The 21,743-nt window shown below is 31.6% G+C and carries 21 protein-coding genes; 15 read left to right on the top strand and 6 right to left on the bottom strand.

Annotation, left to right across the window (positions count from 1 at the left end; translation table 11 throughout):
* Positions 1–3: 3 nt before the first annotated feature.
* Positions 4–2,070 carry a fibronectin type III domain-containing protein gene (locus tag KHA90_RS18550; RefSeq protein ID WP_213304432.1) on the bottom strand — a complete coding sequence of 689 codons (2,067 nt, stop codon included), beginning with the start codon at positions 2,068–2,070 and terminating at the stop codon, positions 4–6.
* A gap of 551 nt (positions 2,071–2,621) precedes the next feature.
* Between KHA90_RS18550 and KHA90_RS18545 the strand changes: the two genes are divergently transcribed.
* The 7 genes from KHA90_RS18545 to KHA90_RS18515 all read left to right on the top strand — a co-directional run bounded on the left by KHA90_RS18545 (position 2,622) and on the right by KHA90_RS18515 (position 6,541).
* Entirely contained in the window at positions 2,622–3,317 is a 696-nt protein-coding gene (locus tag KHA90_RS18545; protein ID WP_213304429.1) for a hypothetical protein, read from the top strand.
* Positions 3,318–3,447: 130 nt separating this feature from the next.
* Entirely contained in the window at positions 3,448–3,867 is a 420-nt protein-coding gene (locus KHA90_RS18540; RefSeq protein ID WP_213304426.1) for a hypothetical protein, read from the top strand.
* A gap of 40 nt (positions 3,868–3,907) precedes the next feature.
* A complete protein-coding gene (locus KHA90_RS18535) occupies positions 3,908–4,369 on the top strand; it encodes a hypothetical protein (protein ID WP_213304423.1) in 462 nt (153 codons plus the stop codon).
* Between the two features lie 209 nt (positions 4,370–4,578).
* The gene (locus KHA90_RS18530; protein ID WP_213304420.1) at positions 4,579–5,067 is read left to right on the top strand and encodes a hypothetical protein; all 489 of its coding nucleotides are present in this window, start codon (positions 4,579–4,581) and stop codon (positions 5,065–5,067) included.
* Between the two features lie 145 nt (positions 5,068–5,212).
* Positions 5,213–5,413 carry a hypothetical protein gene (locus tag KHA90_RS18525; RefSeq protein WP_213304417.1) on the top strand — a complete coding sequence of 67 codons (201 nt, stop codon included), beginning with the start codon at positions 5,213–5,215 and terminating at the stop codon, positions 5,411–5,413.
* A 1-nt stretch (position 5,414) separates the two neighbouring features.
* Positions 5,415–5,969 carry a hypothetical protein gene (locus KHA90_RS18520; RefSeq protein WP_213304414.1) on the top strand — a complete coding sequence of 185 codons (555 nt, stop codon included), beginning with the start codon at positions 5,415–5,417 and terminating at the stop codon, positions 5,967–5,969.
* A gap of 152 nt (positions 5,970–6,121) precedes the next feature.
* The gene (locus KHA90_RS18515) at positions 6,122–6,541 is read left to right on the top strand and encodes a helix-turn-helix domain-containing protein (protein WP_213304411.1); all 420 of its coding nucleotides are present in this window, start codon (positions 6,122–6,124) and stop codon (positions 6,539–6,541) included.
* 261 nt (positions 6,542–6,802) lie between these two features.
* Here KHA90_RS18515 and KHA90_RS18510 read toward each other — a convergent pair whose 3' ends face one another.
* Positions 6,803–7,732, bottom strand: coding sequence for a LamG domain-containing protein (locus KHA90_RS18510; RefSeq protein ID WP_213304408.1), 930 nt, complete (start codon positions 7,730–7,732; stop codon positions 6,803–6,805).
* A gap of 446 nt (positions 7,733–8,178) precedes the next feature.
* Between KHA90_RS18510 and KHA90_RS18505 the strand changes: the two genes are divergently transcribed.
* Together KHA90_RS18505 and KHA90_RS18500 are read left to right on the top strand one after the other, a co-directional pair.
* Complete coding sequence (locus KHA90_RS18505) at positions 8,179–8,706, top strand: hypothetical protein (protein ID WP_213304405.1); 528 nt, start codon at positions 8,179–8,181, stop codon at positions 8,704–8,706.
* A gap of 19 nt (positions 8,707–8,725) precedes the next feature.
* Positions 8,726–9,460 (top strand): hypothetical protein, encoded by a 735-nt coding sequence (locus KHA90_RS18500; protein ID WP_213304402.1) that lies wholly within the window; start codon positions 8,726–8,728, stop codon positions 9,458–9,460.
* A 136-nt stretch (positions 9,461–9,596) separates the two neighbouring features.
* On the opposite strand, the gene KHA90_RS18495 is transcribed toward KHA90_RS18500, so the two are convergent.
* The 3 genes from KHA90_RS18495 to KHA90_RS18485 all read right to left on the bottom strand — a co-directional run bounded on the left by KHA90_RS18495 (position 9,597) and on the right by KHA90_RS18485 (position 14,195).
* Complete coding sequence (locus KHA90_RS18495) at positions 9,597–10,517, bottom strand: LamG domain-containing protein (protein ID WP_213304399.1); 921 nt, start codon at positions 10,515–10,517, stop codon at positions 9,597–9,599.
* Between the two features lie 428 nt (positions 10,518–10,945).
* The gene (locus KHA90_RS18490) at positions 10,946–11,986 is read right to left on the bottom strand and encodes a PLP-dependent cysteine synthase family protein (RefSeq protein WP_213304396.1); all 1,041 of its coding nucleotides are present in this window, start codon (positions 11,984–11,986) and stop codon (positions 10,946–10,948) included.
* A gap of 70 nt (positions 11,987–12,056) precedes the next feature.
* Entirely contained in the window at positions 12,057–14,195 is a 2,139-nt protein-coding gene (locus tag KHA90_RS18485; protein ID WP_213304393.1) for a S9 family peptidase, read from the bottom strand.
* A 68-nt stretch (positions 14,196–14,263) separates the two neighbouring features.
* On the opposite strand from KHA90_RS18485, the gene KHA90_RS18480 reads away from it, so the two are divergent.
* Positions 14,264–14,584 (top strand): YbaB/EbfC family nucleoid-associated protein, encoded by a 321-nt coding sequence (locus KHA90_RS18480; protein WP_213304390.1) that lies wholly within the window; start codon positions 14,264–14,266, stop codon positions 14,582–14,584.
* 259 nt (positions 14,585–14,843) lie between these two features.
* Here the strand turns inward: KHA90_RS18480 and KHA90_RS18475 are convergent, their stop codons facing one another.
* Positions 14,844–15,863 carry a threonine aldolase family protein gene (locus KHA90_RS18475; protein WP_213304387.1) on the bottom strand — a complete coding sequence of 340 codons (1,020 nt, stop codon included), beginning with the start codon at positions 15,861–15,863 and terminating at the stop codon, positions 14,844–14,846.
* A 151-nt stretch (positions 15,864–16,014) separates the two neighbouring features.
* On the opposite strand from KHA90_RS18475, the gene prfB reads away from it, so the two are divergent.
* From prfB to KHA90_RS18450, 5 genes are all read left to right on the top strand, one after another.
* Positions 16,015–17,113 (top strand): peptide chain release factor 2 gene (gene prfB / locus KHA90_RS18470; protein ID WP_213304384.1). Its coding sequence is split into 2 segments (ribosomal slippage): positions 16,015–16,077 and positions 16,079–17,113, totalling 1,098 coding nucleotides; the frame shifts between segments, so codons are not numbered across the junction.
* 117 nt (positions 17,114–17,230) lie between these two features.
* Positions 17,231–17,677, top strand: a complete 447-nt coding sequence (gene msrB, locus KHA90_RS18465; protein WP_213304380.1) for a peptide-methionine (R)-S-oxide reductase MsrB — start codon at positions 17,231–17,233, stop codon at positions 17,675–17,677.
* Between the two features lie 582 nt (positions 17,678–18,259).
* The gene (gene lpxD, locus KHA90_RS18460; protein WP_213304366.1) at positions 18,260–19,258 is read left to right on the top strand and encodes a UDP-3-O-(3-hydroxymyristoyl)glucosamine N-acyltransferase; all 999 of its coding nucleotides are present in this window, start codon (positions 18,260–18,262) and stop codon (positions 19,256–19,258) included.
* 237 nt (positions 19,259–19,495) lie between these two features.
* Positions 19,496–21,124, top strand: coding sequence for an acyl-CoA carboxylase subunit beta (locus KHA90_RS18455; RefSeq protein ID WP_213304363.1), 1,629 nt, complete (start codon positions 19,496–19,498; stop codon positions 21,122–21,124).
* Positions 21,125–21,239: 115 nt separating this feature from the next.
* Positions 21,240–21,662, top strand: coding sequence for a DoxX family protein (locus tag KHA90_RS18450; RefSeq protein ID WP_213304360.1), 423 nt, complete (start codon positions 21,240–21,242; stop codon positions 21,660–21,662).
* Positions 21,663–21,743 lie beyond the last annotated feature (81 nt).

Below are 21,743 nucleotides of genomic sequence, written 5' to 3'. Positions count from 1 at the left end.
GGCTTAATATATAACTGTTAAGGTTTCTGCTTTTGCAGGACTATCGCTTTCTAAATTAGGAACAAAATGATATTCGAGTTCCTGATTAATTTGTAAATTCTTATCTTCTAATGTCAAAACATTGCTGTTTAACTCCTTCCACAACGTTGGTGGTGATCCTTTTGTATTTTTATAAATACTTACTCCCAGTATTTTGCCTTTATTTTTGGCATAATCCCATGTGAGTACTATTTTTTTATTTTCTCTGTCAGCTACTCCCTGTAAAAATGTAATTATTTTAACGGGCGTAAAATTCAACACGTTTACTGTTATCGTAGAATGATCCAGTGACGACCAAAGATTACTTTTATCCTTAGCCAAAATAGCATATTGATATGTTTTCCTGTTTTCGACCCTGTCATCTGTAAATTCCTGAATGGTATCATTTATCTGTTTTATCTCCAGCCACTTTTCCTGTCCTTTCTCTCTCCTTCTTAGGCTATATCCTACTACATCTTCACTGTAACTGCGTATCCATTTGAGATGTACTTTGCCATCTTTATTATCGTAATCTTTAAAAATAGGCGCTGCAGGCGGAATTTTATCCGGTTTGTCTAAAACCAAAACATCAGATACATCTGAAATATTAAAACGCATGTCTTCGGCAGCAATTCTGTAATAAACCTTGCTGTTTGTCATTTTAAGGCTTACGCTGTCTTTATAATCATTTCCCACATAGGATTGATGGTAAATATCTACAAATTCCTCATCGGCATTATTGGCTTTTAGAATTCTGTATCCTCGTAAATCTTTTTCGGTGTTGGGCTTCCATTTCAAACGCACCACTCCAAGACTATCAATTACACCTTCAAGTCCTGTTGGTTTTGCCGGAGGTATAGAATCTACAGGCTGCACCAGCATACTTTGAGACGTCAGCCTTTGATTATTTTTACCTACAACAGATATGGTAAAATAGTTTGACGGAAATAAATTCTCCTTAAAATTAAGTTTCCTCTCAGTTGGCGGAATAATTTTAGAAACTACTTTATAAGGACCTCTATCATTATTGGCTAAATTAATTTCATATCCCTGAATAAAACCTTCTGACTCTTTAGGATAATCCCATTCAAGATTAACTTCGTTTGAATTAACAATATTATAATCTACTAATCTTGCAGCCGTAACTATCGCTGACACTCCTGTTGCCGAAATTGGTTTTGTTACTTCGCCTTTTTCTCCAAAAGAAGTTATACCATACAATCTATATTGATATACTTTATCATTTACACTCAGTGTATCAATGTAATACATGGTTTTAGACGGATGTTCGTCTTTATCATTTAAGTTTACCAATGGTGTTGTCGCTATTGGGGTATAGTTAATTCCGTCAGAAGATTTCTCAACCATGTATGAAGTGTAAATTCTTTTAAAGGTTTCATAATCCCACGAAAGCAATACTTTTTTATCGTCTGGAATGGCAATAAAATCCGTTGGCGCCGGAAGTGCACCGTAATCTTTTAAACCTATCATATAAGAAGATTCCTTAACCTTTGGGCTTTCAAAAACACGCACCTGATAGGCATAAACTTCATTTTTCTTTACATTGGTATCAATATATCCCCAACCTGCTTTTACTGCGCCGCTAAAACTCATATCAGCAGCATACAAAGCAAATGTATAACGCTGATCCAGCTCATCAGCCATATTGACAATTTTTGATAAGTCCCCTTCTTTAGCAGATGTTATCTCAAAGCTTTCACCATAAATAGATTGCGCAATAATAGCAGCATTATTATCTTTTTGTACCAGATCCATCCATAAGTCTAAAGGTTCAGGAAGCAATGGTTTTGGGGTAAGTACTATTTTTTCGGGCTTTGCCAAAACATTTCCGTCTCGAAAAATCGTAGTTCTGGTAACTATAAAGCCTTTTTTATTTGCTTTTTGCCACTCACTAGGAGAATTAAGCGCCCATCTGATCAAAATTTGATCCTTTTGAGCTCTGGCATTGACCATTACTCTGGGTTTTTTATCCTGTGAATAACCTAACGAAATAAATAATAAAAATAAAAATAGAAGCTTGATTTTCGACATTAATGTGTAATTAATTCCATGTTAAAAAAAGCACAAAAATAGTACTTTAAATGAACTGACAAATAAATATTTACAAAATAAGTAAGCAAAAAATTACTAAAGTAAAAAGTGGTTATTTCTTACTATACAAAGGTAATAAGAAGCTGATTTTTACCATGTAAAAAACTACAAAATAAAAACGCTAATTTGGAAAAATCTGACACTTACAAAAACATATGTTTCTCATTTTAAATTTGTTTTTTAGTCCGAAAATAACTTCCATATTATGATTTTTGTATGTCCATTGGATTACGACAAAAGAAAGATTGCAAGAATTAAATAAACATATTAATTTTTCATATTGTTTTGCTTTAAAATTATAGTGCTAAATAACAGTTATATGAGATATAAAGTTTCCCTAATAGGACATAAAAATAACATTTTAAGGTATTTTCTAAACAATTAAAGATATTTCTTAAAAAATTAATAATACTACTCAATTTACTACCAAAAATAAATCAGTAAGTTTGTCAGAAACCAAAGCTTAAAAAGAGAGATTTTTGTAACCCGATATGATACAAATAAAGCAAATTGAACATTTAAGTTTATTTAAAACTATAAATAAACAAATTGAGTTAAAATATATGGGATGGGAAGAACCTAATAGAGGTCAGAACATTGTATATTATTCGGTATTGATTGACGGTATTGATAAAACTGAGGAATTATTTTCAGAAAAAACAATTCAATGTCTAGTAAATGAGAAAATTGAAACAGAGCATCCCACTAAAAATTTTGTGTTCATTCCGTCCATTGATTGTTATTTACTCAATACTTTAGATTATACAAAAAAAAGATTAAAAGTATATTTTCGGGAAAACGGAAATACAACTACAGATGGCTTATCAGGAAGTTTTTTTTATCGCGATAAACATTTGTTGATTAATGGAAGAAGTTTGATTTTAACAGATTTGCTAACTTTAGAAAATAAAAAAATAAAATTTGAAGACGATGTTACTATCGAATGGGCATATTTAATAAATTCAAAGCAAATTCAAGTTATTCAGTCGTTTTCTAACATCTGTTTTATATATGATTTAGACGAACAAAAAATTATAGATAAAAAAAATATTGTCGATGAATCACATTATCCCAATATTTTCAGATGGATTTACAGAGGGCAAGATTATGATACAAATCAAGTAGAAATGGAACTGGTACAAAAAGCAAATAACCAATTTACTAGTACTTATTTTAAAATAAATTAAATGATAACATTTTTTTTGAAAGACCTACATACTAAAAAATGAAAAAAACAGTAGAGCTTTTAAAAATTTATTTTATTTGTTCGTTAGTACCGTCATTAATTTTACTAATAATTATAATGAAAATTAAACGATGAAAGGAAAAATCATATTTCATGGCTTTGTATTACTATTGTTTCTGGTATTCCTTCAGCGAATAATCGTTAATATTAAATATTATAACGAAGATCTTGTCAAAGGCATTATTTATGATAGTTCGTCATACAAACGAGGATCAAACTCTGCTACAACGTATACTTATTTTATTAAAGATAAAATTGGGAAAAAGTATGAAGATGGCGGAAGTAGTGATACCGCAGAATATGGATTCTTAATAGGAGATAGAGTTACATTTAGAAAACTTCACAATGGTAGTTCAACTTCTGTACGAATGATAAAGCGCAATGGAGAACAAGTCAGGAATTATTATGGCTTTGTCGATTATGCAAGTGTAATTTGTATTATACTTCTAATTCTCGGTTATATATTTATACCAAAACTTTTAAAAACGTAAGCTACAGACAAAAAATTACAATGAAAAAATAATACTAATTATGAAAACACTTTGTTTAATAATATTTTTTTTAGGATTATCAATAATAGGAATTGAAACAGTAAATGATTTTACTAAAACTAAAATATTTTTTGCCTCATTTAATCCTCAAAAATATTATCATAAAGATATATTGGTGGTAAACGAAAAAATCCCACCAATGAGTAGTAGCAGTAATAAAACTTCTTGGATATTTTATGGATATTGCAAATCTGATAAATTAAAAATTGGAATTACGATTCCTACAAGCACAGTTGAAAGTCAAAATACAAGTGAAATTCAAATTTGGAGAATAAGCTCTATAAAAAATAAAATAATTTACAGAGGACAATATAACATAATAAATAGTCCTTTTTCTTATGAAATGCGCGACTATTGGATGACTCCAATATTTATGTTAGCGATAATACCCGCCATATTTTATTACATCAAAATCAAAAGAAAAGAACGAAAAAATCGCTAACCCGCATTTACACACCAATAGCGTGGATTTGCAATCCGTGCCCATAAAGATTGGAAAATAACAAGTAGAGAAACTTTTCTAAATACAAAAATTCTGCAAATCAGAATGCTCAACGTGTTATTAGTGCGGGCACGGATTGCAAATCCGCGCTATTGGGTTTGAAGATGTAAAAATCGAAACCCCACCATTTGAAATCAATTTAAATCAAAATGAAAAAAATATACTTGTTACTTGTAGTTATAAATATTTTGATTTTGCCAATTATCTTTTTATCTACTGCTTACAAACAATACTCTTATCTAACTGGAAATTACGCAGAAAGAATCATGAGAATCGAAAAATGTACCAGTGGTTCTAGTTCAAAACGAATATCTACATCCGTGGAGGGTAAAATAAATAATCAAAAAGTTTCATTTGGTCTATATGATGACGATGCCTATGATTTTTTATCTTATTTAAAGAATGACAGAAAAAAATATTTAAAGAATAGTGATTACAATGATCTCACATTATTAAAATTAAATGTTAGAGTAGTTCAATTTGGAGATTCTAAAAATGTTTTATACTTAAAAAAAGAAGAGACAAAAGACGAAATAATTAAAAAAAAATTATATCCTTGGATATTTATAGAATTTTTTATAATTAGCTTATTATTAATATTTTATTTTTTAAAGAAATACAATAAAAAAAGAAATTAGATTATTACTATTAATTATAATTTTCCATCAGTGTAATTGTTTTGAACAAAAAACCAGATAGAGCGGATTTGTAATCCGTGCCCATAAAGATTGGAAAACAACAAGTAGAAAAACTTTTCTAAATACAAAAATTCTGCAAATCAGAATGCTCAACGTGTTATTAGTTCGGGCACGGATTACAAATCCGCGCTATCGGGTATTAAAACCAAGTGAATTTAATGAATACCTTGGATCCACAAAAGATTTTTCAGGATTTAAAATAGAAGGACTAACACCTGAGACGATGGGGACAACAAAACAAGAATTATTAGAAGGGGCATTAGAATTAATTAGAAAAAAATTATAACATGAGCGTAAGCATCAAAATATTTGGAATATATCAGAATATCATTTTATCAAATTTAATAAGTAGCTCCAATAAAATAAAAGAAAAATATGAAAATAAGCAACACCGCTTTTCAGTTCAAGATCTATATTTATTATATTATGAAAATTTGTTTGATACATCAGATGAGGTAGATAAAGGTATAAATCTTCTCTTTTTAAACTATACAAAGCAACATTGTTTTCTGCTTGCAGAAATGATGGATTATTATTTTAGCGATTTTAATTGGCAAAATGTAAATAATCTTGAAAGTTATAATGCCAGCTACATTTTAGAAAAAAGTCAATTATTAGGTTTAATAGATTGGTATATTGCGCTTTCAATACCAATTGATGAACAAGGTCAAATTTATTTTAAAAATAAATATTTTAAAGAAGCTCAAGACATTACAAATAAATATTATAATGATTTATCTGATATAGAGTTTTTTAAAATATCAGGTAATAGTTTTATAAAATTGAAAGAAGAAATACAGAACTCAAAATTTGATTATTATTTCTATACTTATTCTTTTTAAACGTTCCAATTGTAGTAAATATTCATTTAAAAACAATAAAATCATAGTAAGACTAAAGCAAACGGATCTTTACTTATCTCGTATCGTACCGCTTTTGAACCTGTTTTTTACATATTACTTAATTTTCTATTGATAATTATTATCTTTGAACTATGAGCACATTAACAAAACCAATTCATATAGGGCGAAAAATTAGCCGTATTCGTGAACTTAGAGATATGAAACAGGAAGCTTTGGCGCAAGCCTTAGGTACAAACCAGCAAGCTATATCGGCAATAGAAAATAGCGAAACTATAGACGACGAAAAACTTGCAGAAGTAGCAAAAGCACTTGGTGTAACTGTTGAAGCAATTAAGAATTTCTCTGATGAAGCTGCAATTAATTATTTCAATAACATTTATGACAACGATATAAGTGGAAGTATTGTAAATGCAAACGCAAATCAATGTTCATTCAATCCTTTGGATAAAATGATGGAAGTTGTTGACGAAAACAAAAAGCTTTACGAACGTTTGTTACAAGCCGAAAAAGATAAAATCGAGTATTTAGAAAAATTACTCCAACAGAAATAGACTTTATAAATACATTAACCCCATTTAACCATTCATAATGCAAGCATCAAAATACACAAAATACGTAGTAATCGTTCTGGTAATTTTATTTGTAGTTCTTAGTGTTATAAACTAAAAACAGATAAATGACAAAATCAAAAAGCCTTCTAAAGTTAAATTTCAGAAGGCTTTTTTCTGCTCAAAAAAATAAATTGCTTACTAAACAAAATAAAAACTTTAATTAATATTTTCTATAACCGAAATCTGGTTTTAATCTGAAAATTATTTTTTTGAAGGCATATTTGTTATTTTCAATAAATACGTTCCTTCCGGCAAATCATTGATATTTGTTGCATTTGTACTTCCAAAAACTTTTTTTCCTTGCGAGAAAACCTCAACATTTTTAGAACCAGTATTTACTTCGGTAGTACTAGCTGCCGAAACAGCAGGTGAAGTTTTCGCCACAACTGTAGGTTTTACGGTTGTCGCTGCAGCAGCAACTTTTTTTACTGGAGCAGCAACCGGAGCACTTTCAGCTACAGCAGCCGTAAAAGCGGGTTTTGAGCTATTATAAGACTCTGCAACTTGTTCCGGCGTCATTGCAACGTTATATATTTTTAAATCGTCTACATCTGCATTAATGCTTATGCTGGCGTTTAATTGTCCTAATCTCAGGATATAACCTTTCGTTAAACGTGAAATTCCGTCAACTGATTTCAATAATTCACCATTACGATATAGTTTTGAAGTTGTACCGTCATAAGTCATATTATATTGGTACCAAACCTCTTTTTGAAGCGGAACTGAAACTATAATATTATTTGTATCTCCCCAACCCACCAGACTTAAATCAGAATTTCCGGAAGCTACAGTTTGTTGCAACAATCCAAAATATTGAGTATTTACCGCACCACCATAACCCAAAATATAATTTGCCGAAGCAACAGTATTGAATTTTATCCAAAGAGATATTGACCTTGGCTTATTATCCTGCGGAAGATCCCCTACTACACCCTGCAAAATTTTATTAGTAAGTCGCTGCGCTGCTTTTGGAGTTCCCATTCTGTCATTAACAAAATTAGGAGTTCCTAAAAGTGTAATTGTTTTATCACCATTGTTTAAAGATCCATTGAAATTAAATTCCTGAACCGGATTTTGGGCATTCGTATTTAAAAAACTTACAAACATTAATGTCAGTAATAATTTTTTCATATGTACAGATTTAGGGGATTTAAAAAAGTGCCTTTAACAACACTAATCTATATTATAATATATGTGAGCAAAAATTTATTCGGCAACGAACCAAAATAATCGTTAAATAACCAAAATTGATAATTTTAAACTCTCAATTAAATTTATTTATACTTTAGCATTTTGTGTTAAAACTATAAATTTAATTCAAATTTACAAAACAATTCTTTCGCATAAGTACACTATTCATATAAAATTTAAAAAATTCAATACTTTCAAATACAAAAGTCCATTATTTGTAAATACATCTTTACAAAAAAATCTGTCACACTACAACAAAGAATTTTATACCTCTAATAAAATAAAAATTTCAGTTGTTTATAAAATTGAATTCAACATTATAATACTAGATTTGTTTTTACTTATTTAGACAAAAATCTAAATAGTGATAAACTAATACAAGTAAAATGAAACTAATCGAGAAATTTTATTGCATACAAACCGAAATTTTTGGAAACGGTACTAAAAACAGTAATGGAAGCATAGTTTCAATTAAAACTGAATTATTACGCCCAAGTATAAAAATTTTAAATACCAATGGAAGTATTAACCTTTCAGAAAGTAAAGTTTACAGAAAAAGATTGCTTTCAAATCCGTACACAGATTCCAATGAAACTTTCACTATAAATGAATTATTATTTTTATCTAAAACTTATGAATTTGAAATCGAAGAGCATTTTGAATATAAAGGATATTTCACAAGTGTTTTAAAAATTCATAAACTTTACAATACTTCGGGAAATATTATTTTAACAGAACAAGACGGAAAAGAATATCTAATGATTCAATTTACAAGATGGCAATCTGAATCTCAACCCAGAAGCGCCGGAGAAGATAGTTTAGGGGAAGATATTACATACGTTCATGGAATCTGGGAAAGTCCATTATTAACAGATGAGATAATTGCAAAATTCTTAGGATCTAATAGGAAATAAACATAAAAAAATTTCAATTATGCTTAAGTACAAATTTTATAAAAATGACTTGGGAACTCCCATGTTTCATATAAATGGTGATCTGGAAGCATTAAATGAGCTAGGATCATGTAATTATGAATATCTGCAAGAAATTGTAATGAATTTAACCAAAGTAAGATCAGGTGAAATAGAAAAATATGATTTTGGTTATGAAGTTTTTACTCTTGAATGCCAAAAAGAAATCTCTAAAATTATAGATACTTTCGACGATTGGAAATGCATTGCCGAAGTTCCTACTCAGGAAATTTACAACTTAATGAAAGATTGGAAGGATTATCTGGATGGAAAACTTTTAATAGAAAATGAGGAAACTTCGAAAGATCATTTAGAAATTTCATTTGATTATATCTTTTTCGATGGCAAAAAAATACATCAAGTAACGAATCAATTTGATGATTGGTTAAGTTCTGTAGATTATTCCGTTTGGAGTAACTCGTATATAGAAATTAAAAATAAAAGGATTTACATTATAAAAGAAAATGTAAAAATATTATCTACTTTGACAAATTTTGACCAATTACAACTTGAATCATTATCACAAAAATACAATCTCAAAATAAAAGAGGAAAATGGGATTTATTACGCTTATACAGACAATCACAATTCAGAACAATTTCAAATTTCTCAAAATAATGCTTTAACTGTTATTTATTGTCTTGAAGGAGGAAAAGCACCTGAAAGCATTTTTATTCTTGGAGTTTTTGAAAATTAAAAATAATAATGCCAAAAATCAAAAAAGCCTTATAAAGTTATACTTTCAAGGCTTTTTGACTATCCAAAAAAATTGCATACTAAACAATATAAAATAAAAATTAACTAACTATTTTCTATTAACCGAAATCTTATTTTTAATTTGAAGTTACTTTTTTTGAAGGCGAGTTTGTTATTTTTAATAAATACATTCCTTCAGGTAATTCATTAATATTGACTGCATTTGTACTGTTGCCATAAATCTTTTGGCCTTGCGAAAACACTTCAACATTTTTTGCGCCACCACTAACATCGCCAGTCGCAACAATTGTATTTAAAGAAGCACTTTTACTTGCGGTTTTTGTTTTAAGTGTGCCTTTTTTTACCACTTTTAGTTCAGTACTTGCAATAGCACTTACAAGTGGTTTCGAACTATTATAATACACCTCAACCTGCTCATCAGTCAAAGCGACATTGTAGATTCTTAAATCGTCGATATCTGCATTAATACCAATTGTGGTATTAATTTCACCTAATCTAAAAATATTCCCTTTTGTAGAACGTATAATTCCATCTACAAATTTTAATAATTGACCGTTACGGAATATTTTAGATACTTTTCCATCATAGGTTATTGTATAATTATACCAAACATCTTTTGCAAGTGGAGTTGTAACAATAACATCATTAGATGCTCCCCAACCTGCCAAACTTAAATCTGAATTAAAAGACGTTGTACCCTGTTGCAACAAACCGCAATATTGTGCACTATAAGCAGTTCCGTAACCCCAAATATAATTAGCCGATTGTATATCATTAAATTTAACCCAAATACTTATTGATCTTGAAGTATTTCCTTGTGGAAGATTATCAACAACGGCTTCCAGTGCTTTATTAGTCAAACGCTGCGCTCCTTTAACAATTCCTGCTCTGTCAGTAACAAAATTACCGGTTCCGATAAACGAAGTTGTATTAGCGGTATTGTTCAAAGTTCCATTAAAATTAAACTCCTGAATTGGATTCTGAGCGTTCACATTCAAATAACTTACAAACATTAAAGTAAGTAGCAATTTTTTCATAATAGTAGATTTAGGATTAAAAAACATTTCGTTATTTAATATTGCTAAACTATATTATTATGTTTTTTTGTAAAAATTAACTCGATGACGAACCTAAATAATCGTTTAAATAATCAAAAATGATCATTTACAATCTATAATTGTATTTATTTATAGTTTTGGCTAATTTATCAAAACAATAAATTAACCTCAACAAAAACTAAAGCTTCCTACGTATAAATACGGTATTCGTAAAATTTATTCCGATATTAACATTTAAAAAAAGCTGATTTTAGAGGATTAACATGAAAAGCCTTTGGAAAATATAAAACATTTTAAATAGTTTTCATCTAAATAATTAATCCGAGAGATCAATTTAAAAATAATAGTATAAAAAAAGCTCCATTCACAAAACGAATGGAGCTTTATATTTAAAAAAAGTAATGCTATTACTTTACAAATTCAATTTTTTGAACTTCCTCTTCATTGACACTGTCAAAGAAACCTTGTTCGTTCATCCAGTCATCGCTAAATACTTTACTCATATATCGAGAACCGTGATCCGGGAAAATAGCAATAATATTACTATCCTTTGTAAATTCGCCTTCCTCAGCATATTGCTTGATTGCCTGCATTACTGCTCCGGAAGTATATCCAACAAATAAACCTTCTTTTCTGGTGATTTCTCTTGCCGAGTGTGCACTTTCCTCATCGGTTACTTTGATAAATTTATCGATAATATCAAAATCTGTAGCTGATGGAATCAGGTTTTTACCTAAACCTTCAATACGATACGGATAAATTTCTTTGTTATCGAATTCTCTTGTTTCGTGGTATTTCTTTAAAACAGACCCAAAAGCATCAACACCTAAAATTCTAATATTTGGATTTTGCTCTTTTAAGAATTTTGCAGTTCCTGAGATAGTTCCTCCAGTTCCGCTACAAGCCACAAGATGTGTGATTTGTCCCTTAGTTTGTTCCCAAATTTCAGGACCTGTAGTGTTATAGTGTGCATCAATATTCAATTGATTAAAATACTGATTGATGTAAACTGAGCCTTTGGTTTCTTCGTGTAAGCGTTTAGCAACATTGTAATAGGATCTCTCATCATCTGCTGATACGTGAGCGGGACAAACATAAACCTTTGCTCCTAAACTTCTCAACATGTCAATCTTATCTTTGGATGATTTTGAGCTCACAGCAAGTATGCAGCTGTAACCTTTTATGATGCTTACCATTGCCAGACTAAAACCCGTGTTTCCAGATGTCGTTTCAATAATAGTATCACCTGGCGTTAAGATCCCTTTTTTCTCAGCTTCTTCAATAATATATAACGCTATTCTATCTTTTGAGGAATGTCCTGGATTAAAAGCTTCTACTTTTGCGTAGAAATTACCTTCTAACTCTTCAGTAATTTTATTTAGCTTAATAAGTGGGGTATTACCTATTAACTCTAAAACATTATTATAAGCGTTTATTTCTTCTTTCATAAAAAAATAGTTAATCGAAGGTATTTTTAAATATCCTTGATAGGTTGCAAATTTAACAAAAAATTTCTAATTAGCTTTTAATTTTTTCTAAATCTAATAAAAAACTAAATTCCTTTGCTAAGTCTTTTAAAGCCTCAAAACGTCCAGAAGCTCCGCCATGTCCCGCATCCATATTGGTATCTAAAAATAAAAGATTATTATTTGTTTTCAGATTTCTCAATTTGGCTACCCATTTAGCTGGCTCCCAATACTGTACCTGCGAATCGTGCAATCCGGTAGAAACATACATGTTAGGATAGTTTTGCGCTTTTACATTATCATACGGCGAGTAAGATAACATATAATCGTAATATTTTTTATTATTTGGGTTTCCCCATTCGTCATATTCTCCAGTCGTCAGCGGTATACTGTCGTCCAGCATTGTTGTAATAACATCTACAAAAGGCACCTGAGCAATCACTCCGTTGTATAATTCATGGGCTTCATTGATAATAACGCCCATTAAAAGTCCTCCGGCAGATCCTCCTTCAGCATATAAATGTTCAGCAGAAGTATATTTCTCACTTATTACAAATTTAGAGCAATCGATGAAATCTGTAAAGGTATTTTTCTTTTTTAACAGTTTTCCATCTTCATACCATTGTCTTCCCAAGTCCTCTCCTCCTCTAATATGTGCGATTGCATAAATAAAACCGCGATCTAATAGCGAAAGTCTTGTTGATGAAAAATACGTATCCATCGTGATTCCGTAGGAACCATAAGAATAAAGCAATAACGGGTTTTTACCGTTTTTATTCATTCCTTTGCGGTAAATTAGGGAAATAGGCACTTTTACACCATCTCTGGCAGTTGCCCAAACGCGCTCTTCAATATAATTTTCCTTATCAAACTTTCCGCCTAAAACCTGTTGTTCCTTTAGGATTTCCTTAGCTTTAGTCTTCATATTAAAATCAATTACAGACGATGGCGTTGCAAGCGATTGATAGCTATAACGCAAAATATCAGTATCAAAATCAATATTTGTCGTGGTATAAGCACTATAGGTTTCACTGCCAAACGGAAGATAATAATCTTCTTCTTCCTTATTCCACGGCATAATACGAATATGATTTAATCCGTTTGAGCGTTCTTCAACAACTAAATAGTTTTTAAATATCTCGATATCTTCTAACAAAACATCATCACGATGCGGAATAAGATCTACCCAGTTTTTCTTTCCTGTCTTATTTTCAGGCGTTTTCATCAACTTAAAGTTGGTCGCCTTGTCTTTATTGGTCAGAATATAAAAAGAGTCTTCAAAATGTGAAATACTATATTCCAAACCACGCACGCGAGGCTGAAACACAACAAATTCTCCGTCAGGATTATCAGAGTTTAAAATTCTGTATTCAGTAGTTAACGTACTTCCTGAACCAATCACAATATATTTTCTGGATTTTTCTTTGCTTATTGAAACATTAAAAGTGTCATCTGTTTCATTAAAAACTAAAACATCAGCCGTAGTTTCTGTATTTAATTTATGTCTAAAAACCTTGTCAGCTCTTAAAGTAACTTCGTCCTGTTTCGTGTAGAAAATGGTATTATTATCATTTGCCCAAACTGATCCTCCGGTAGCATTTTCGATTTTATCCGATAAAATCTCGCCTGTTTCTAAGTTTTTTATCTGAATGGTGTAAATTCTTCTTCCTACCATATCAACTCCAAAACTTGCAAATTTGTTATCAGGACTTATACTTAAACCTCCCAGTTTAAAATAAGCGTGTCCTTTTGCCAATTCGTTGCAATTGAACAAAATTTCTTCATCTGCAGAAAGGCTTGCTTTTTTTCTTGAAAAGATGGGATAATCCTGACCAGTTTCAAAACGAGTGATATAAAAATAACCATTATAGAAATAAGGAACCGATGAATCATCTTCCTTAATTCTCGCTTTCATTTCTTCATACAAATTTTCCTGAAGACTTTTTGTATGCGAAGTCATATCAGCATAATAAGCATTTTCCTGATTTAAATAATTGATAACTTCAGGGTTTTCGCGGTCATTTAGCCAAAAATAATTGTCAACTCTTGTTTCTTTATGTTTTTTTAATGATTTTGGAATTTCTTTGGCTTTTGGAGCCATTATATCGTTTTGCATTGATTGAGCATTAGTTTTTAAATACGAAGCAGCAAAAATACTATAAAGACAACAGAACGGAATTAATTTTTTCATAAAATATTCTATTGTTATAATACAGCAATATACTAATTTTGTATGAAATAATTTAAAAATCAACAAAAATGGATTTAATGGGAATGATGGGTAAACTTAAAGAAACCCAACAAAAAATTGAAGATACAAAAAAGCGTTTGGATACTGTTTTGATTGACGAACAAAGCGCTGACGGATTATTAAAAGTAACATTGACTGCAAATAGAAAGGTACAATCGATCTCAATTGACGACTCTTTGCTTGAAGATAAAGAACAACTTGAAGATTATTTAATCGTAACATTAAACAAAGCAATCGAAAAATCGACTAGGGTTAATGAACAAGAACTTGACGCCGTTGCAAAAATGGATATGCCGATGATTCCTGGGATGGATGATCTTTTCAAATAAAGGTACAAAGAGTCAAAGTTGCAAAGGGTCAAAGGTTTTTATATTGTGACTTTGCACTTCCTGAACAAAAAAAGATGCACAATTGTGCATCTTTTTTTGTTAAACCTTTGAACCTTTTTCAAAAAACCTTTGTCCCTCTAAACCTTTGTTACTTTGAGCCTTTGTTACTTTGAACCTTTCTCAAAAAACCTTTGCTACTTTGAACCTTTTTCAAAAAACCTCTGTCCCTTTGAGCCTTTGCAACTTTGAACCTTTTTTCCTAAAACTTCTGCAAAGTCTCAATCACATAAGTATGCATAACTTCTTTATAATCTAAATGCGTTACAATTCTGAGTTTATTGTTTCCCATTGAGCTTATCAAAATATTTTTTTGTTTTAATTTCTCAATTAAAAGCTGATCACTGTAACCTTCGGCTAATGAAAAAATCAAAATATTAGTTTCAACAGGTTCTATTGCAGATATCCATGCTTTTGTACTCAAAACGGCTGCAATTTCTTTGGCTCTTCTGTGATCTTCGGCTAATCTTTCAATATTATGTGCCAAAGCATACAATCCGGCTGCTGCCAAATATCCTACCTGACGCATTCCTCCGCCTAATATTTTTCTGATTCTTAAAGCTCTGTGCATATCGGCTTTAGATCCTAATAAAACAGAACCAATTGGTGCGCCTAATCCTTTTGACAAACAAACCGAAATAGTATCGAAAATAGCTCCGAATTCCTTCGGGTTTTGTCTTTTGGCAACCAATGCATTCCAAATTCTGGCTCCATCAAGGTGGAATTTCAAATTATTAGTCTCGCAAACCTTTTTTATTTCTCTTAAATCTTCTAATTCATAACAAGCTCCACCGCCTTTATTAGTGGTGTTTTCCACGCAAACCAAACTCGTTAACGGACTGTGATAAAATTCAGGATCGTTAATCGCTGCTGCAACCTGAGCGGCAGTAATCATTCCGCGATTTCCATCTATTAAACAGCAGGAAACTCCACTATTAAACGAAACTCCTCCGCCTTCATAATGATATACGTGAGCATATTTATCTGCAATTAATTGCTCTCCTGGTTGTGTGTGTAATTTAATAGCAGTTTGGTTTGCCATAGTTCCTGAAGGAAAAAAAAGTCCCGCTTCCATACCAAAAAACTCCGCCACTCTAGTCTCTAATTCGATAACCGTAGGATCTTGCCTGTATACATCATCGCCAACATGCGCATTAAACATATACTGCAACATTTCGTGTGTAGGTTTGGTAATAGTATCGCTAATTAAATTTATTTCCATATTCTAAAAACTATATCTTATTTTTGTACAGCAAAATTACGTATTACTGTTTGTTAATTTCTGCAAGTTTGATTAAATTTTAACTTGTCAATTATGATACAACCAAATTAACGTAATATTTATAAAAAACATATAAAACTACTATTAATTTATGACAACTACCGAACAAATAAAAGGTATTGTGGAGCGCCTTGGTGCGTTGAGGAGGTATCTTTGACGTTGATGTCAAACTAATTGAAATCGCTAACGAGGAAGAAAAAACTTTCGCACCCGACTTTTGGAACAATGCAAAAGAAGCTGAAGTCATTGTAAAAAACCTTCGAAACAAAAAAAAATGGATCGAAGATTACAATAAGGCAATCGAACTTACAGATGAATTACAACTTGCTTATGATTTTTATAAGGAAGGTGAACTTTCCGGAGAAGAATTAGACGAGCATTACAAGACAACGCAGGCTCATATTGAAAACATTGAGTTTAAAAACATGCTTTCTGACGAGGGCGACAGTTTAAGTGCCGTAGTTCAAATTACTGCCGGTGCGGGCGGAACCGAAAGTTGTGATTGGGCAGGAATGCTAATGCGCATGTACATGATGTGGGGAGAAAGTTATGGCTTCAAGATAAAAGAACTTAACTTTCAGGCTGGCGAGGTTGCGGGAATCAAAACCGTTACGCTGGAGTTTGAAGGTGATTATTCTTTTGGATATTTAAAAGGAGAAAACGGAGTTCATCGTTTAGTTAGAATTTCGCCTTTTGACAGTAATGCAAAACGTCATACTTCATTCGCTTCTGTATATGTATATCCGCTTGTGGATGATAGCATCGAAATTGACATTAATCCTGCTGATATCGAAATTACAACATCACGTTCAAGTGGTGCCGGAGGGCAAAATGTGAATAAGGTTGAAACCAAAGTTCAATTGGTACACAAACCAACCGGAATTCAGATTCAATGTTCAGAAACTCGTTCTCAGCAAGATAACAGACAACGCGCCATGCAAATGTTACGTTCTCAATTGTATGAAATCGAGTTGAAAAAACAACAAGCCCAACGTGCAGATATTGAAGCCGGAAAAATGAAAATCGAATGGGGTTCGCAAATACGTAATTATGTAATGCAGCCTTATAAATTAGTAAAAGATGTTCGAACAGGCTATGAAACCAGCGATGTTGATGGGGTCATGAACGGAAATATCGACGCTTTCCTAAAAGCATTTTTAATGATGATGGGACAACGGGAAGAAGAATAATTTTTAGTACTCAATCTCAGTTTTCAGTCACAGTAACTCATAGAGTGACTGAAAACTGAGACTGAGACTGAAAACCGAGACTGAAAACTGAGAAGAAAAAAACTAAATAAAAAAGTTATGATAAAATGGGCAGATATAATTCGTTTTACGAATAAAGGAAATCCACTTCCGGACAAAAAAGTGGAGAAAACTCCAGAAGAATGGAAACAAACTTTAACGCCTGAAGAATTTCAGGTAACTCGTTTAAAAGGTACCGAAAGATCTTTTAGTTCTGAGCTTTGCAGTTTATTTGATCCGGGAATTTACGAATGTAAATGTTGTGGTACTTTACTTTTTGATGCCAGTGAAAAGTTTGAATCAGGAACTGGTTGGCCATCATTTACTCAGCCTCTTAAAGAAAATGCCATTGCATATAACGCAGACAAATCACACGGAATGATTCGTGTTGAGGTTGTTTGTAATACTTGTGATGCACATTTGGGACACATTTTCCCCGATGGACCGGAACCAAGCGGATTACGCTATTGCATAAATGCAATATCATTATCCAAAATAAAAGAATAAATATAAAAAGCGATTCATTTTTTAATAAAAGAATCGCTTTTTTCTTTTAATTCAACTTAATTACTAAAAAGACATTTGTAAAATAATTTATTTTAATTAAGATATAACTTACCAATTTAAACAATAAACAAAGTTAAACTCAAAGTGAAAGCTAAAAAATAAATCTCAACCATAATTTTAACTTTTAAAAAATATCTAAAAAATATCTTTAAAACAAGAATCCAACAGACCTACAAAACATCTTGATATTTAGCACAGCCAATCACAACACCTGTTTCTCTAAAAAAACTTCTTAAATCAATTGATTTAAAACGATATAACGGCTTATATTTTTTATTAAATGTTAAAATTAAAAGCGATTAAAAAGGTATTTTTTGCCTTACAAATCACACACTTTAAAGTTTAAACATTTAATGTATATTCAAAAACACGTAAAATTTTAATAGATTAAGTGTTAATTTTGTAATATTTAAATTGTTATTTACAACACTATTTAAAAAACTTCAAAATAAGATTAGGTAATTCGAATCTAATTGATTTTATTTGGTCCGAAATAACCCCTAAATCAATAAATTCATTTCAATGAAATCCTATTCAATTCAAGAAATTAATGAAGTTATCAATGGCGTAATTTACGGCACAACTTCGCAATGCATAACAGCAACAGAACAATTAGAAAAAGCAACGACTTCTGAAATTTCATTTATAGGAAACAAAAAATATGAAAAATTTTGGGAAGGATCAAAAGCTTCTATTGCAGTTGTAAACGAGGACATTTCGATTGAACCCGGACACAATCGTGCTTTTATAAAAGTGAAAAACGCTGATTTAGCAATGTCTCAAATTTTAGCACTTTTTGCACCTCCTACTCCTATATTCCATACCAATATTCATAAATCAGCAAATGTTGATGAAACGGCTATTATTGGCGAAGGAGCAAGAATTGGTGCAGGTTGTTACATAGGTCCAAAAGTAGAAATTGGTGCAAATGTTACTATTTACCCGAATGTTACTATTTTAGATGAATGTACTATTGGTAAAAATACTATCATTTGGTCAGGAACTGTAGTTAGAGAACGTTGTCATATTGGTAATGATTGTATCATTCATCCTAATGCAACAATTGGAGCCGATGGTTTCGGATTCCGTCCTTGCAGTGAAAAAGGTTTAGTAAAAATTCCACAAATTGGAAATGTAATTATAGGAAATGGTGTTGAAATTGGCGCTAATACTTGCGTAGATCGCGGAAAATTCAGCTCAACTGTACTTGGTGACGGATGTAAAATTGACAATCTGGTTCAAATTGGACATAATAGTAAATTAGGTAAATTTTGTATCATGGCCGGAAATAGCGGTTTAGCCGGATCTGTAACTTTAGGAAACGGAGTTATTATTGGCGGAAGCGCATCTATCAAAGATCACACAACTATTGGTGATGGTGCTATAGTTGGTGCTGGATCAGGTGTAATTGGCGATATTCCTGCAGGAAAAACAATGTTAGGATATCCTGCCGTTGAAGCTCGTGATGCTTTAAAACAATGGGCAATATTAAAAAGATTAGTTGGCGAGTCTAAAAAATAATTAGTCTGCATACAAAATATAAAAAAACAGAAGCTTGTCTTCTGTTTTTTTTGTTTAAATAATTCTCATTCTACAAATTATAAGAATCTCTTATTTCTATTATTTTATTTCTAAAAATATATTTTAAGGAATCTTATAAACTCTGATTTTATTTTATCTGATGATAATATTTATTATGTAGGTTTCAATTGATTTTGTAAATTAGCCAACACTATTTTGTAAAAACCACAATATATTATGGATTTAAACTTCAATAAAAACGAAGATCACAATAAATTACTACTTTCTGACCTAAAACAAAAATTTGCCAAAGTAAAATTAGGCGGCGGCGAAAAACGTATCGAAAAGTTACATGCCGAAGGTAAAATGACAGCTCGCGAGCGTATCGCATATCTTTTAGATGAAGGTTCAAAAAATATTGAAATTGGAGGATTTGTTGGAGACGGAATGTATGCTGAACATGGCGGTTGCCCGTCTGGTGGCGTTGTCATCAAAATAGGATACATTAGAGGAAAACAATGTATAGTTGTTGCTAATGATGCGACTGTAAAAGCAGGTGCCTGGTTTCCTATTACAGGAAAAAAGAATCTTCGGGCACAGGAAATTGCAATGGAAAACAGGTTGCCAATTATCTATTTAGTAGATAGTGCAGGTGTTTACTTACCTCTTCAGGATGAAATTTTCCCTGATAAAGAACACTTTGGAAGAATCTTTAGAAATAATGCCCAAATGAGCAGTATGGGAATTACTCAAATTTCGGCCGTAATGGGCAGTTGTGTTGCAGGAGGTGCTTACTTACCTATTATGAGCGATGAAGCTTTAATAGTTGATAAAACCGGGAGTATTTTTCTCGCCGGAAGTTATCTGGTAAAAGCTGCAATTGGTGAAACTATTGATAATGAAACTTTAGGTGGAGCCACAACGCATTGTGAAATTTCAGGAGTGACTGATTATAAGGCAAAAGATGATAAAGACGCACTTGATAAAATAAAAAACATTATTGACAAAATTGGCGATTATGATAAAGCAGGTTTTAACCGAATCAAAGCCGAAAAACCTGCTTTAGAACCGAAAGACATTTATGGAATTTTACCTAAAGCCAGAAATGAGCAATATGATATGATGGAAATTATCAATCGTTTAGTTGATAATTCTGAGTTTGAAGCTTACAAAGAGGGTTACGGACAAACTATAATTACAGGTTACGCCAGAATCGATGGTTGGGCTGTTGGAATTGTAGCGAATCAAAGAAAAGTTGTAAAAACAAAAAAAGGCGAAATGCAGTTTGGCGGTGTGATTTATTCTGATAGTGCAGATAAAGCAACCCGATTTATTGCAAATTGTAATCAGAAAAAAATTCCATTGGTGTTTGTACAAGATGTTACGGGTTTCATGGTAGGATCAAAATCTGAACAAGGCGGAATCATAAAAGACGGTGCAAAAATGGTGAATGCTGTAAGTAATTCGGTTGTACCTAAATTTACAGTTATTGTGGGTAACTCATACGGGGCAGGAAATTATGCCATGTGCGGAAAAGCGTATGATCCAAGATTAATTTTTGCATGGCCAAGCGCTGAACTTGCCGTTATGGGGGGAACTCAGGCTGCAAAAGTTTTGGCACAAATTGAAGCTTCTTCGCTTAAAGCAAAAGGAGAAATTGTAGACGAAGCCAAAGAAGCTGAATTATTCGCAAAAATAAAAGCACGTTATGATGAACAGACTTCGCCTTATTATGCCGCTTCAAGATTATGGACAGATGCTATTATTGATCCGTTAGATACCCGTACATGGATTTCTATGGGAATCGAAGCGGCAAACCATGCTCCTATTCAAAAACAATTTAATTTAGGTGTGATTCAGGTTTAATATTTCCTCAATAACAAAAACCTTAAAAAGCAATAAACTTATTTCCAGATACTTAAATTAATTATATCATTAAAAATTAGTAACTTTAATGTGTAATTTTTAATCACACAGTATCATGGAAAATGTAAAAAGTTTAAATAAATGGGCGAACTCGCACACTTATTTACCTGTAGATTTAGTACGTATTGCTTTGGGTGTTTTTTTATTTATGAAGGGTGTTTGGTTCGTAACAAACATTCAATATTTACATGATCTAATTTCTCCTATTGATCAATATGGCGGTGGTATGTTTCTCTTGCATTACATTGCACCGGCACATATGATTGGAGGGATTATGATTGTTTTCGGATTACTTACACGTTGGGCAATCGCAGCGCAATTACCCATACTTTTTGGAGCAATTCTCATCAACTTTATGGGACATATGCATTCTGAAAGTTTAATTTTGGCAATAATAGTTTTAATTGCTTGCGTTTTTTTCCTTTTTTATGGAAGCGGTAAACATTCAGCTGATTATTATTTCAAAATGCAACAATAACATTCTTTATCCTCAATATATCTTTCCGGAATATTGAGGATAAAAAATAACCACACTTTTAAAAGTTAATTAATTCTTTAA

It is taken from the genome of Flavobacterium psychroterrae, from assembly GCF_018380615.1.
GTDB classification, from domain to species: Bacteria; Bacteroidota; Bacteroidia; order Flavobacteriales; family Flavobacteriaceae; genus Flavobacterium; species Flavobacterium psychroterrae.
The sequence above is the reverse complement of the archived record's forward strand: the minus strand, read 5'-3'. Positions and strand labels throughout refer to the sequence as shown.